The following is a 13408-nucleotide window of genomic DNA, read 5'->3' on the forward strand; positions in this document are numbered from 1 at the left end:
CGGCTCCCTGCCGCTGACGACCCGGACCGCCCTGCGGGCGGCGCGGTCGCGCGCGCTCCTCCTTCCCGGCCTTCTCCTTAGCCGCCCCTGAGGGCCGTCCGGGCGCGCGCCTGGGCCTTCAGGGGAGCGCGACCATCCTCGTCCCAGCTCGCGATCGCGATCCGCGCCGCCCCGAGCGCCGCGCCGGGCGATCTCCCAGAACGGATTTTCCCATGACCCAAGCTGCTTCCTCCGCCGAGCGCGTCCTGATCTTCGACACTACCCTGCGCGACGGCGAGCAATGCCCCGGCGCCACCATGACCTTCGAGGAGAAGCTCGCGGTGGCCGAGATGCTCGACGGGATGGGCGTCGACATCATCGAGGCGGGTTTCCCGATCGCCTCGAACGGCGATTTCGAGGCGGTGACCGAGATCGCGCGGCGCACCAAGCGCGCCGTGGTGGCGGGCCTCGCCCGGGCGATCCCCGCCGACATCGCGCGGGCCGGGGAGGCGGTGCGGCCCGCCGCGCGCGGGCGCATCCACACCTTCGTGTCGACGTCGCCGATCCACCTCGCCCACCAGATGCGCAAGAGCGAGGAGGAGGTGCTGGAGATCATCCAGCGGACGGTGGCCCAGGCCCGCGACCTCGTCGAGGACGTGGAATGGTCGGCCATGGACGCGACGCGCACGCCGCTCGACTACCTGTGCCGCTGCGTCGAGACGGCGATCCGGATGGGGGCGACCACGATCAACCTGCCGGACACGGTCGGCTACGCGACGCCCGACGAGTACCGGGCGATGTTCCGCGCGGTGCGCGAGCGGGTGCCCAACGCCGACAAGGCGGTCTTCTCGGTGCATTGCCACAACGACCTGGGACTGGCGATCGCGAACTCCCTCGCGGGCGTGGAGGGCGGCGCGCGCCAGATCGAGTGCACGATCAACGGCATCGGCGAGCGGGCGGGCAACGCGGCGCTCGAAGAGGTGGTGATGGCGATCCGCACCCGCGGCGACGTGCTGCCCTACGCCACCGGCATCGACACGACGCAGATCATGCGGGCCTCGAAGCTGGTGGCGGCCGCGACGCATTTCCCGGTCCAGTACAACAAGGCGATCGTCGGCCGGAACGCCTTCGCGCATGAGAGCGGCATCCACCAGGACGGGATGCTCAAGAACCAGTCCACCTACGAGATCATGACCCCGGAATCGGTCGGGGTTCAGAAGACCTCGCTGGTAATGGGCAAGCACTCGGGCCGCGCGGCCTTCCGCTCGAAGCTGGAGGAGATGGGCTACCGCCTGTCGGACAACCAGTTCCAGGACGCGTTCGAGCGGTTCAAGGCGCTCGCCGACCGCAAGAAGAACGTCTACGACGAGGACATCGAGGCGCTGGTCGACGAGAACCTCGCGACCGCGCACGACCGCATCCGGCTGGTGTCGCTGACGGTGATCGCGGGCACGCGCGGCCCCCAGCGGGCGACGATGCGCCTCGACATCGAGGGGCGCCTCGCGACGGAGGAGGCGGACGGCAACGGACCGGTCGACGCGGTCTTCAACGCGATCCACGCCCTGGTGCCGCACGAGGCGAAGCTCGAGCTCTACGACGTCCACGCGGTGACGGAGGGCACGGACGCGCAGGCCGAGGTGTCGGTGCGCCTGCGCCAGGGCGAGCGCAGCGTGACGGCGCGCGGCGCCGACCCGGACACGCTGGTCGCCTCCGCGAAGGCCTACCTGGCGGCGCTGAACAAGCTGCTGGCGGGCGCCAACCGCCTGCATGCCCAGCATGCGGCGGCCGAATAGCCGCCGAAAAAGCGCGAGGCGGGTCGGATTCGGGACTGGACAGCCCGGATCCGACCCGCTACATCCCGCCTCGCGATCGGGACGGTTGGTGGCCGCCCGGTCTCGCTCCCTGAGAGCGACGGGTGCATAGCTCAGTTGGTAGAGCAGCTGACTCTTAATCAGCGGGTCCTAGGTTCGAGCCCTAGTGCACCCACCAATCAAATCAGAGACTTAGCTGAGACGGCGCTGCATCCGGGGGCGTTCTAGGGAACGCCTCAGGTCACAAACTGCCGTGTGATGGGCTTGATGGACGCGCCGCCGTGGAGGCCGACGCTCCGCAGATGTCCGCCGTGTCGCGCAGGCTGGCCGCCTTATCGTCGGTCTCGGTCACGAGCCGGTACTCGAAGCTGAACCGCTCCGATTTTCTCGGAGGCTGTTTGGCTTGGGTCAGGCGGCCAGGGCTGGCTTCTGCACCTGGGCATCGTAGCGCGCCTCGGCCTCGGCGGGAGGCACGTTGCCGATCGGCTCCAGCAGCCGGTGGTGGTTGATCCAGCCGACCCCTTCGAGGGTGGCGAACTCCACGGCCTCGTAGCTGCGCCACGGACCGCGCCGATGGATCGCCTCGGCCTTGAACAGGCCGTTGATCGTCTCGGCCAGAGCATGGTCGTACGAGTCCCCGACGCTGTCGACCGAAGGCTGGACCCCAGCCGCCGCCAGCCGGTCCTTGTACTGCAGAGCGAGGTATTGGGTGGATTCAAGTGGTCGTCGCAACGGCTTGGCGGAGGGCGGTTGTGATGGCAGGTCGGCGGCGTTCGGATCGGGCACTTCGCGAGAAGCTGCGGTCACCGGGTCGTCCCGGGGTCGGTCTGCGCGAGACGCGGCGGGGGTTCTGGGCGTTCCTCGCGCAGGGTCTCTCCAGCGAGGTCGCAGCGATGAAGCTCGGGATCTCGCCACCGGTCGGCTCGCGGTGGTTCCGGACAGCAGGCGGAATGGCACCTTCCCACCTGTCACCATCATCCAAGTCGCCTTCTGCGCGCTACCTGTCGTTGGCTGAGCGGGAGGAGATCGCGATCCTACAAGCGCAAGGTCACGGGGTCCGGGACGTCGCTCGGCGTCTGGGACGGGCGGCGTCGACCATCTCGCGGGAATTGCGCCGCAATGCGGCGACCCGCAGTGGCGGCCTGGACTATCGCGCCACGACCGCGCAGTGGCACGCTGAACGCGCGGCACGCCGGCCCAAGCCAGCAAAACTGGCGGGGAACGCAGCGCTGCGGACGTACGTGCAGGAGCGGCTCGCCGGAACTGTCGCGACACCGGGCGGGAGCGCTCTGCCTGGCCCTAGCGTTGCCTGGAAGGGACGGCGGCACGGGCGACGCCAGAGCCGGCGATGGGGTCGATCCTGGAGTCCGCAGCAGATCGCCGAGCGCCTACGGCTCGACTTTCCGGGCGATACGACGATGCGCATCAGTCACGAGGCGATCTATCAGGCGCTCTACATCCAGGGCCGGGGCGCGCTGAAGCGTGAGCTGACCGCGTGTCTTCGCACAGGACGGGCTTTGCGTGTGCCGCGGGCCCGCAGCCTGGGCCGAGGCAGGTCGTTCGTCACCCCCGAGGTGCTCATCAGCGAGCGTCCGCCCGAGGTGGAGGACCGCGCGGTGCCGGGGCACTGGGAAGGAGATCTGATCCTGGGTCTGAAGAGTTCGGCGATCGGGACCCTGGTCGAGCGCACGACGCGCTTTACGATGCTGCTGCATCTTCCGCCGATGGACGGCCATGGGGTGACACCGCGTGCGAAGAACGGCCCGGCGCTGGCGGGGCACGGGGCCCAGGCGGTGCGCGAGGCGATCGCCGGCACGATCGCGCGCTTGCCCGAGCAGCTGCGGCGCTCGTTGACCTGGGACCAGGGTACCGAGATGGCCGAGCACGCGCGCTTGCGGATCGACGCGGGTCTGCAGGTCTACTTCTGCGATCCACGCTCACCCTGGCAGCGGGGGACGAACGAGAATACGAACGGGTTACTGCGACAGTACTTCCCGAAAGGAACGGATCTGAGCGCCCACAGCGCGAACGATCTTGCTGCTGTGGCCGCAGCCCTCAACAGCAGACCGCGCAAGACGCTGAACTGGAAGACGCCGGCAGAGGCGCTCGACGCTGTGCTGGCTGCCGTGCAAGATGGTGTTGCGACGACCGCTTGAACCCAAGTTGCGACCCGCGATCCGAGTGATGCACGAGCCCGCCCCGTGAGCAGGGCGGCGCTTGTGCAGCGCCTGCTCCAGCGCGTCCAGCACGAAGCTGGCCTGCGCAGTGCGCGACACCCGCCTCGCGCACGCGCCGGATCTCGCGCATCCGCGTCGTGTCACTCCGCGCCCGGGCCGGCATTCTGCCGGGATCAGCGCGGCGTGTGGCATGAGCGTAGTCCGGGGCGGTTCATCCCTCGCGGAACGCGCGCTCCACTCTCCCGAAGCAAGTCCACCCATGCGGTGCGTCAGGCCGCCGCAGAGTGGGTGTCGAGGCGCGAGACGGACAGCCAGTTCGCACTCCCCCTCTCATCGGCCTGTTACCGGTGGCGTCTGACGGCAGCACTGGAATGTGACACATCGAAAAATCCAGTTGCCCTCGGCTGTCAGAGGCTCGCGGCTATTATCAACGCAGGTTCCCTCGAACGCCTTAGCTATTCAAGCTGGGCGGTCCACAAAAGCAGCCGGTCGGCTCACTGTAGAGGGAAAAACTGATAATTGACAATATCGGTTCGCTCATCCAGTTTAGGTATATGCGTAAGCGCGTGATCTCACCTCTATGGGGTACATGCTCGGTTGGACGTGGCGGTTGTTACAATCTAAGATTGCTAAATCCTGAGATGCAATCTTAAGTTCCAGCGATCCCGGCGATCGGTTGTTGTGGCGCCGAGTTGAATACGAACCAGCTTGCGGATTCTTGCGCGTTGCGGCTTCGGGATATGACTTTAAATGGCTAATATTGAATCAACAAGTGAAAATCTCGGAATTCGAACCTCGAGGGAGGACGATTATGCCGATGACTAGGTGCTTGCTGCTTTTAAGCGCGTGCCCAACACGGGCGCTTGCTGGCAATCGTGAGTTTGAGCTTATCCTGCCGCCCCCGAGCGACGATACGGCGTTTGCTCGGGTGGTCACGGCCGTGGCACTCTGCCTCGCGCCTGCGCTGGGCGTGATCGCTCAAGGGATCATCCTGGACCACCAGGGGCCTGTCCTGTTCCGCCGGACCCGCACAGGGCTGAATGGCCAACCGTTCCAAGTCTGGAAACATCGAACATTGCCCGTGCAGAAAACCGGGCCCGTAACGTTGGCCGGTCCGCGCGCCGCTGCATGTTCCGTATCTGCAGCGCATTCGAGCTTCGCATTCACGAACATTCCAAAGATGTTCGTTCGCGCACTGCAAATAACCAGCTGTTCTCAATACTATTCTCGTTGCTGATTCTGTAAGAATTATCTATAGCCAAAATTATTCCCTAAATGGCAGTCGCAGCTGTTTCATCTCTGGCGAAATCGCCGCGGCGGCATCAGCACCGGGGAAGTACGGGGGACATGTGAACTCCTGGGTTGTAGAGGATGTGCGTCATGACAGTACCTGAACGCAATGTTTTCCTATCTGCCCTCGGTGAGGAGGATTTTGAGGCATTATTGCCCAAAATGAAGGATCTCGACGTCAGACAGGGGCAGATTCTCTGCGAGGCTGGCCACGAGATCGAGTTCGTTTACTTTCCAAAAACCTGTGCCATCTCAGTGGTTGCTCTCCTCGAAGATGGAACGCCAGAAATGGCGAACTTTGGCCCCGAAGGCGTTGCGGGCGCACTCGCTCTTCTCGGACATCGGAAGGCCTTCGGTCGCTACCTGGTGCAAATGTCCGGGCGGGCCTCACGCATTCGCCTCGACCATCTCGAAACAGTGCTCGCACAACGTCCTCATCTGCGAGCGACTATGAACTTGTATCTGCAATGGATTCTAAATCAGGTCATGCAGACCGCCGCTTGCAATGCTGCACATCATGTTGAGGCTCGCTGCTGCCGCTGGATCCTCACCTTGCACGAGCGGCTTCACTGCAAAGAACTAGATATAACGCACGATATCTTAGCTTCAGCGATTGGTGTACAGCGGCCTACTGTGAGCGTAATAGCGCGTCGCCTGCAGAACGCGGGCCTCATTCAGCAGCGCCGCGGAGCTATCGCCGTCGTTGATGCGCATGGATTGGAGAATTCAGCCTGTGAGTGTTATCACACGCTTCAGCAGCGCTTCGAACAGATATTGCGGTCTGCAGAGAGCATCAGGCGGGCCCGGCGAGAGCGGGACTGTCGCGTTATCGATCCAGCTCGCAAGTTTGGACTCTCGAACTCGGCAGAACCGGTCAATCAGAGAGACTAACGGGTGACCGATCCGCGTGGACCGCTACGCGGGCGGGCGCCCCGGGCTGACCGCAGCGTGAGGCGGGCATGCGGCCGGTCCCGATCCTCGGTGGCGGCCAAGTCGGCCGTGCGCTTCAGGGCGTCACCCGGCCACGGGACGTCGCGCCGCGTGCGTGATCGCGCGAGGTCGTCGACATGACTGGGGAAGGCTCCGCAACGAGCGCCGCCGTGGAGCGTCCTCGTGTGCCGGCGATCGCCGCGGCGGCGCGTGCGGCGGTGGACCGGGTCAGCCGCGAGGCTGGGGCAGCCTGGCAGCTCGACGCCCTGCCGCCCGTCCTCCCCGACGTCGCGACCGCGCGGGCGGGGATCGCTGGTCCAGTTCTCGACCGACTGCGTGTGCGATGGTCGCGGGACCGGGCGCCTGGCGGCCGACGCGCGGGCGGACCTGACAAGCGGCTGCGGGGCCAGCGGCGAGACGAGCGAGACGGCGGTGCGCACGGCCCGCCGGCGCCGCGCGGAAGTGCGCCCGACACGGGCGGCCAACCCGCACCAGGGCCCTTCCGCCGAGGCGGTGCGACGGCCGGTCGGCGAGCGCTCCGGGCCCGACGTGACGGCCGACCAGCGCGGCTGCCCGACTCTCGCTGCCAACCTCGCGGCAATCCTGGCCAGGATCGCGCCGCCCCAACCACCTCACCTAGCGTGAACGCGGGTGTGGTGACGTCGTGTCGCTGCGCCGAGGCGATCTCCACCCGGATGAAGGCGCACGGCGCCCGCAGCGTGCCGGTCGAGCCGATCACGACCTCGTCCTACCCGACGCCGGCGCGGCGCCCGGCCAATAGCGAACTCTCGACCGCGACGCTGAGCCGGGATTTCGGGATCGTGCCGCGGCCCTGGGAGGCGGCGCTCGCCGACATCCTGGACCGGCTGATCGGCCCGGTGACGCCGGCCTGAAGGAGGCCATGATGAAGGGCATCGTGCTCGCCGGCGGCTCCGGCACCCGACTCCACCCGGCGACGCTCGCGATCAACAAGCAGCTGCTGCCGGTCTACGACAAGCCGATGATCTACTATCCGGTCTCGGTGCTGATGCTGGCCGGGATCCGCGAGATCCTGATCATCTCGAGCCCCGAGCACCTGGACAATTACAAGCGGCTGTTCGGGACGGGCGAGCAGTTCGGGGTGACCTTCTCGTACGCGCTGCAGCCGCGGCCGGAGGGGCTGGCGCAGGCCTTCCTGATCGGGCGGGACTTCGTCGGCGCGGACCCAGTCTCGCTGATCCTGGGCGACAACCTGTTCTTCGGGGCGGGCCTGCGGGCCCTGCTGCAGCGGGCGCGGGCGCGGGCGCGGGGAGCGACGGTGTTCGCCTACCACGTCGACCACCCGGAGGCCTACGGGGTGGTGAACCTCGACGGCTCGGGCCGCCCGACCAAGCTGGTCGAGAAGCCGAAACTGCCGGAATCGACCTGGGCGGTGACCGGCCTGTACTTCTACGACAACCAAGTGCTCGACATCGCGGCGGCCGTGAAACCCTCGCCGCGGGGCGAGCTGGAGATCACGGACGTGAACCAGGCCTACCTGGAGCGCGGGCAGCTCGAGGTGGAATGCATGTCGCGCGGCTACGCGTGGCTGGACACGGGAACGCATGACAGCCTGCTGGAGGCGGGGGAGTTCGTGCGGGTGATCCAGAGCCGGCAGGGGATGCAGGTGGCCTGCCTGGAGGAGATCGCCTACCTGCAGGGCTGGATCTCCCGCGAGCAGGTGGCGGCGCGCGGCGAGTTGTCCGCGAAAACCAGCTACGGTCAGTATCTCATCTGGCTCGCTCGCGGCAGCGACCTGATCAGCCCCCACGCGGTGGGCCGGTTGGAGCGTTTGAGCGCCTAACAGAACGGGCATGAACCGCCTGGGCGGATGTTGGTGTGTATGGCTCGACCGCTTCAACCGATGATCTCTGGCGCGAGATCGCCCCGCTTCTGCTGCCGCCCCGGTTGCGCCCTGGGCTCGCGCCAGACCTACGGCTCGCCGCGCGTCCAGGCGGAGCGGCGCGACCAGGGCGACGCCCGCCGTCGCAAGCGGATCGCCCGGCCGATGCGCGGGGCCGGTCTCGTCGGGGCGTGTCATCGCCGCAGCGGGCCGATCACGACGCGGCGCGATCAGGAGGCCCGGCCGGCTCCGGACTTGGTCGAGCGCAGCTTCGCGGCCGACGAACCCGACCGGCCGTGGGTCGCGGACATCACCTCCGTCCCGACCAGCGCAGATTTCCTGTACCTGGCCATTGTGCTCGACGCGTTCAGCCGCCGGAGCGCCGGCTGGTGGGGCTCCCATCGCGGCCCGCCGCGACGGCCGATCATCTTCGCACTGATGCGGGATCCGCTTGACCAAAGCGGATCCCGGATCGCGAGCCCGCGCGGCGCCTGAGCGAAGCCGACATCCGCATGGCCGAAATCGGAGATGGCGAAGCCATCAACCGGATGTCGGATGAGTTGGTGCTGGACGCGCTTGCGATGGCCGCCAGCCAGAGAAAACCGGGACACGTGATCCACCGCTCGGATCAGGGCTCGCCCTAGACTTCGCTGGCCATCGGCGGCCGCTGCCGCGAGGCGGGCGTGCGGCCCTCGATGGGCTCGGTCGGAGATGCTCACGACAATCTATGGACGCCTCCCGCGGCAAGGTATTCCTCAGCGACGACCACGACCTTGGGTGCGTGAATCTATCCGGCCTGTCGGTGGAGCGATCACGCCCCTGGCCTCGATGGGGTCCGCTTCTTCCGTCCTCATAACGCTAGCGGCCTCGAAGGCCGTGTCGTAGGTCAGGATCGGAAGCGGCGGCCCACGCCGTGTCGCCATCGTCGGTCACCTCGCACGCATCGCCGCTCGCGCGACGATCTCGGTCGCCCGCGTCAGGCGCGGGCGTAATCCTCCTCGCGCCTCAGCATCGCCCAGGCTATCCGCGCGGTCTTGTTGGCCATCGCCACGATCCCCTTGTTGAACCCGCGCCGGTCGATCACCGCCTGGAACCAGCGTGAGCGCGGATCGGTCTTCGTGGCCAGGCGCAAGGCGACCGCGCGGGCGCCGTGCACGAGTTGGCGCCGCAGATAGTGGTTGGCCCGGCGTCCGACGCCCCCGAGGTGCGGCTTGCCGCCGGTGGAGTACTGTCGCGGCACCAAGCCGATCCAGGCCGCGAGTTCGCGCCCTGAGCGGAACTGGCGGGCATCGCCGACGCTGGCCTTGAGGGCGGTGGCGACGACCGGGCCCACGCCAGGCAACGTCATCAGGCGGCGGCAGACGACGTCTTCGCGGCAGATCGCCCGAAGTTGATCGTCGAGCCGCTCAAGCCGCGTCTCCAGGGTCTCCAACTCGTCGAGCAGGGCCGCGAAGGTGGCTCGCGCCATCGGCGACAGTCCCGCCTCGGAAAGTTCCGCCCGCACACGCGCTGGAAAGCGGGCCGCACCCTTCGGGTAGATGAGGCCGTACTCAGCCAGGAGCCCACGGGTATGATTGATCAGGTTCGTGCGTTGCGAGACCAGCCGATCGCGGACGCGATGAAGCGACTGCAGGTCTTGCTGCTCGGTCGACTTCACAGGCACAAACCGCATCGTGGGACGTGAGGCGGCGTCGAAGATCGCCTCGGCGTCGACGGCATCGTTCTTCGAGCCGCGCACGAACGGCTTGACGAAGCGCGGGTTGATCAGCCGAACCTCATGCCCGGCCGCGAGGAAAGCTCGCGCCCAATGATGGGCCGTGGCGCAAGCCTCCATGGCGATCACCTTCGGGGCGAGGCTGGCCACCAGCGCCGGAAGTTTGGTGCGCCCGACGCGCCGGGAGATCACCTGACCATCGGCATCGACGCCGTGAACGTGAAACGACTGCTTGGCCAGATCGATCGCGAGCATCTGCATGGCTCTTCTCCCTCTCGGTCTCGCCCAACCTGGGCGCGGAGCGGGAGGCGTCCATCCCATAACGCCATGGCCGAAAGCGTCTTCTCGAGCTTGGAATGCGAACTGCTCGCCCGCCGGCGCTCCCGCTCCCGGCCAGAGGCCCGCATGGCCCCTTTCAGCGACCTGGAGGGCTTCGCCAACCCGGTGCGGCGCCACTCCGCCCTGGGCGACCGCTCACCCAGAGTCTGCGACCAGCAGCATCGTCCCGAGCCTGCAACCGGGACCCTGGTCAGCCAAGCCCAGTGACCGTCCACACAAAACCGGGCAATCCCAAATCCCCGAATAGACAAGAAGTTTCCCCGGGCGGCCTCCTGCAGGATCAGCTTGCCGAGTGTGAGGTCCGCGATCGCCTTGCGCAGCCGCTGGTTCTCGGTCTCCAGCTCCTTCATCCGGCGCACCTGGTCGGACTTGAGCCCACCGTACCCGCGGCCCCAACGATAGGAGGTGACCTCGGTCACGCCGATGGCGCGGCTCGCGTCCGCCACGCACTGCCCCCGCGAGACCAGCACGTCGACCTGCCGCAGATTGGCCATCCCTCTTCCGGCTTGCGCTTCTTCGCTCCCATTGCGTCCGTCCTCCGTCGGCTCAAAGCCACACTTCAGGGCGGACCACTCTCACACGGGCTGACCATACCGAGGCTCGACTGTATCTCCCCGTGCACCACGCACCTGCGTAATCATTCGCACCGAAAATTGGTAATCTCGCGAACATAAAACTCACTCCGGTTCAGGATAATCACGAGCGAAGCGGTTGTCGGAACATAGTCTTACAATTTCGCTTGCTCTCTGCCAGACCCGGTGATTAGTATATCCGATCTGAGTGCCTCCGCCCGAGTCAGCGGGACGGAAAAAGCGCACTCTCGCCCTGCACTGGCCCAGAGGGCTACAAGATGCCAGTCAGCTTTTTCAACCTTTTACCCGTTCAACATAAAGAGCCAGCTGCCTCGATACAAACCGCTGCCCATGGCCGGAACCGGCCGGCTTTACTCATACTTGGCACGCGCGGCATCCCGGCGGCGCATGGCGGGTTCGAGACTTTCGCCGAACGTCTCGCGCTCTATATGGCGGCGCGCGGCTGGGACGTTACGGTATTCTGCCAGCAAGACGTTGCTCCGAGCTCCGGTCTGCATGGTCAGATCGCTCACGACATTTGGCGCGGCGTGCGACGCTTGATCATATCAGTCGAACGAACTGGCCCAGCAGGTACGATTTATTTTGACTGGCGCTCCATGATTGAAGCGCGCCGGCTTCCAGGAATACCATTGGTTTTAGGGTACAATACCGCCTGCTTTCTCCCAATGCTGCGCGCTCAACGTCGTCCTGTCTTGGTCAACATGGATGGTATTGAGTGGAAACGCGAAAAATGGTCAAATTTAGCGAAATTATGGTTCATTATAAACGAGAGAATTGCCTGCCAACTTGGATCTCGATTGATTGCTGATCATCCACAAATCAAAGACCATCTTCTAGCACGAGCAGATGCAAACAAAATAACAATGATACCGTACGGAGCCGACGAAATCGTCAATGCTCCTCCTGAGCTCCTCTCTCCTTACAATCTCCAACCAGACAAATACCTGCTCCTGATCGCAAGAATTGAGCCCGAAAATTCGATTCTCGAGATTGTCCGCGCGTTTTCCCGGCGCCCTCGCCGAGTGCCACTGGTCTGCATCGGCAATATTGATCCAAGCCGCTCTCCATATCATCAGCTCATTTGCGCGGAAGCGTCGCCGCAAGTGCATTTCCCCGGCGCCGTATACGATAAGCCCACGGTTTCAGCTCTCCGGCGGCATGCGCTGGCTTACCTCCACGGGCACACCGTCGGCGGAACGAACCCATCGCTCGTTGAGGCTTTGGGTGCCGGGAGTGCGATCATCGCCAAGCGCAACATCTTTAACACTTGGACCGCCGGACCTGAGCAGTTCTACTTTTCTGACGAGGATCAGTGCGACGCCCAGATCGAACGGGCGTTCGACGACCAGACCGCACTCAAGAACGCCCGTCGGGCCGCGAAGCGGCGACATCGCGCTACGTTCCTCTGGGACGATGTGCTCGCCAAATACGAAGATCTCTGCCTGGACACGTGGCAGCACGTAATGCGTGCAGCCCTCGCGGTGCTCGCCCTGGCCACGAGCCCCTTCTGCCCGAACGCCCGAGCTGACTATCTGCTTGGGCCGGGCGATAAGCTGCAAATAACAGTATCACTGACGACCGCCTGGCGTACAACGGTCAACGCCGACGGGGCGATCGCGATGCCGCAGATCGGCACGGTTCCGCTTGCAGGCATATCCGTCCAAGCGGCCCAGGCTCGCCTCCGAGAAGAATACCGCGCGAAGCGAATTTTTCAAGATGCCGACGTTCAGGTGGAAGTCACGGAGTATCGTCCGTTTTACATCGACGGCGACGTTGCGAAACCCGGCTCCTATCCGTACCAGCCACGCATGACGGTCCGTCAGGCAATAGCCTCGGCGGGAGGACTCGACATGGTGCGGTTTCGCATCGGCGAGAACCCTTTCGTGAGGGCCGCCGACCTCCGCAGTGAATATGAATCGATCGCCATTGAACGCGCACGTCTACTTCTTCGAAAGAACCGCATCAACGCCGAACTTGAGGGCACACAAGAACTGCGAATTGATGATCTTGCAAACCCCGGTATTCCGCCTTCGCAAATCAGGCAGTTGGCGGCGCTGGAACTTGCGCAGCTGCGACACAACAAAATCGCCCAAGAAGCGGAGATTGCGGCGCTCACAAACGTCATAAATGAGTCGCAGGAGAACCTGAATTCGCTGAACGCGGAATTGTCCGTCGAAAGCCAAGCGACGCGAGACGAAGAGGCGGCAGTCGCCTCCACACGGTCGTACGTCACCCGGGGTACCTCCCCGGAAACACGACTCGCTGAGGTCCGCCGCGACTTGGCCAGCGCAAAAAGTCGCTATCACGCCACGCAAGCCCAGGTGTGGGCGGCAGCGCGGGCCCTCTCCGAGCATCGACGCCAGCTGGCGCGCGTCGTTGAGGTCCGCCGAGGCGCTCGGCTGGCAGAAGCACAAGAAACAGATATTGCTCTACAGAAGCTTGAGGCTCAGACCAAAGCTCTTGCCGAGAAATTCGCCGTTATCGGAGGAATTAGAGCAGCTCTTTACACAAGCGCCGGTAACGACCTCGAAGTGACTGTCTACCGTCAGAATGCCGCAGGCTCCGAACGCCTCACGGCATCGAGCGACTCGAAGATCGAGCCGGACGACGTGGTGTCCGTGAATGTGCGACCGGGTCGCCTTCTTGGTATGGCGGCGACTGCGGAACCTAGTCCGGTGATCACGTCGACCGCAACTAACCGCCGGTGAGCAAAT

Annotated in this window: 11 protein-coding genes, 1 tRNA gene and 3 pseudogenes; 12 read left to right on the forward strand and 3 right to left on the reverse strand. The window is 65.1% G+C overall.

What is annotated here, in order from left to right; genetic code table 11:
- Nucleotides 1–212 precede the first annotated feature (212 nt).
- The gene (locus QA634_RS07325; RefSeq protein WP_012331377.1) at nt 213–1772 is read left to right on the forward strand and encodes a 2-isopropylmalate synthase; all 1560 of its coding nucleotides are present in this window, start codon (nt 213–215) and stop codon (nt 1770–1772) included.
- A 120-nt stretch (nt 1773–1892) separates the two neighbouring features.
- Nucleotides 1893–1968 (forward strand) — tRNA-Lys (locus QA634_RS07330).
- 230 nt (nt 1969–2198) lie between these two features.
- Here QA634_RS07330 and QA634_RS07335 read toward each other — a convergent pair.
- Nucleotides 2199–2498, reverse strand: a pseudogene (locus QA634_RS07335) (IS3 family transposase); the annotation flags it as partial.
- A 47-nt stretch (nt 2499–2545) separates the two neighbouring features.
- On the opposite strand from QA634_RS07335, the gene QA634_RS07340 reads away from it, so the two are divergent.
- The 8 genes from QA634_RS07340 to QA634_RS35790 all read left to right on the forward strand — a co-directional run bounded on the left by QA634_RS07340 (nt 2546) and on the right by QA634_RS35790 (nt 8692).
- Nucleotides 2546–3946 carry an IS30-like element ISMtsp4 family transposase gene (locus QA634_RS07340; RefSeq protein ID WP_012330561.1) on the forward strand — a complete coding sequence of 467 codons (1401 nt, stop codon included), beginning with the start codon at nt 2546–2548 and terminating at the stop codon, nt 3944–3946.
- Between the two features lie 838 nt (nt 3947–4784).
- Nucleotides 4785–5204: a sugar transferase gene (locus tag QA634_RS35785; RefSeq protein ID WP_415926913.1), complete on the forward strand. Its 420-nt coding sequence runs from the start codon at nt 4785–4787 to the stop codon at nt 5202–5204.
- Nucleotides 5205–5347: 143 nt separating this feature from the next.
- Nucleotides 5348–6148: a Crp/Fnr family transcriptional regulator gene (locus tag QA634_RS07345; protein ID WP_168169138.1), complete on the forward strand. Its 801-nt coding sequence runs from the start codon at nt 5348–5350 to the stop codon at nt 6146–6148.
- 375 nt (nt 6149–6523) lie between these two features.
- Nucleotides 6524–6832, forward strand: a complete 309-nt coding sequence (locus tag QA634_RS07350) for a hypothetical protein (protein ID WP_265576553.1) — start codon at nt 6524–6526, stop codon at nt 6830–6832.
- Between the two features lie 11 nt (nt 6833–6843).
- Nucleotides 6844–7080: a sugar nucleotide-binding protein gene (locus tag QA634_RS07355; protein WP_445928381.1), complete on the forward strand. Its 237-nt coding sequence runs from the start codon at nt 6844–6846 to the stop codon at nt 7078–7080.
- A gap of 11 nt (nt 7081–7091) precedes the next feature.
- Complete coding sequence (gene rfbA, locus QA634_RS07360; RefSeq protein WP_198293065.1) at nt 7092–8009, forward strand: glucose-1-phosphate thymidylyltransferase RfbA; 918 nt, start codon at nt 7092–7094, stop codon at nt 8007–8009.
- Nucleotides 8010–8048: 39 nt separating this feature from the next.
- Nucleotides 8049–8543, forward strand: coding sequence for an IS3 family transposase (locus QA634_RS07365; protein ID WP_168169139.1), 495 nt, complete (start codon nt 8049–8051; stop codon nt 8541–8543).
- 17 nt (nt 8544–8560) lie between these two features.
- Nucleotides 8561–8692, forward strand: coding sequence for a hypothetical protein (locus QA634_RS35790; RefSeq protein ID WP_415926902.1), 132 nt, complete (start codon nt 8561–8563; stop codon nt 8690–8692).
- A gap of 332 nt (nt 8693–9024) precedes the next feature.
- Here the strand turns inward: QA634_RS35790 and QA634_RS07375 are convergent, their stop codons facing one another.
- Nucleotides 9025–10023 carry an IS110-like element ISMtsp7 family transposase gene (locus QA634_RS07375; protein WP_012331380.1) on the reverse strand — a complete coding sequence of 333 codons (999 nt, stop codon included), beginning with the start codon at nt 10021–10023 and terminating at the stop codon, nt 9025–9027.
- 60 nt (nt 10024–10083) lie between these two features.
- Between QA634_RS07375 and QA634_RS07380 the strand changes: the two are divergent.
- Nucleotides 10084–10308 (forward strand): annotated as a pseudogene (locus QA634_RS07380) (IS3-like element ISAav4 family transposase); the annotation flags it as partial.
- A 38-nt stretch (nt 10309–10346) separates the two neighbouring features.
- Here the strand turns inward: QA634_RS07380 and QA634_RS07385 are convergent.
- Nucleotides 10347–10627, reverse strand: a pseudogene (locus QA634_RS07385) (transposase); the annotation flags it as partial.
- A 324-nt stretch (nt 10628–10951) separates the two neighbouring features.
- On the opposite strand from QA634_RS07385, the gene QA634_RS07390 reads away from it, so the two are divergent.
- Nucleotides 10952–13402 carry a polysaccharide biosynthesis/export family protein gene (locus tag QA634_RS07390; RefSeq protein WP_012331381.1) on the forward strand — a complete coding sequence of 817 codons (2451 nt, stop codon included), beginning with the start codon at nt 10952–10954 and terminating at the stop codon, nt 13400–13402.
- Nucleotides 13403–13408: the final 6 nt, after the last annotated feature.

Source organism: Methylobacterium sp. CB376 (assembly GCF_029714205.1).
GTDB lineage: Bacteria > Pseudomonadota > Alphaproteobacteria > Rhizobiales > Beijerinckiaceae > Methylobacterium.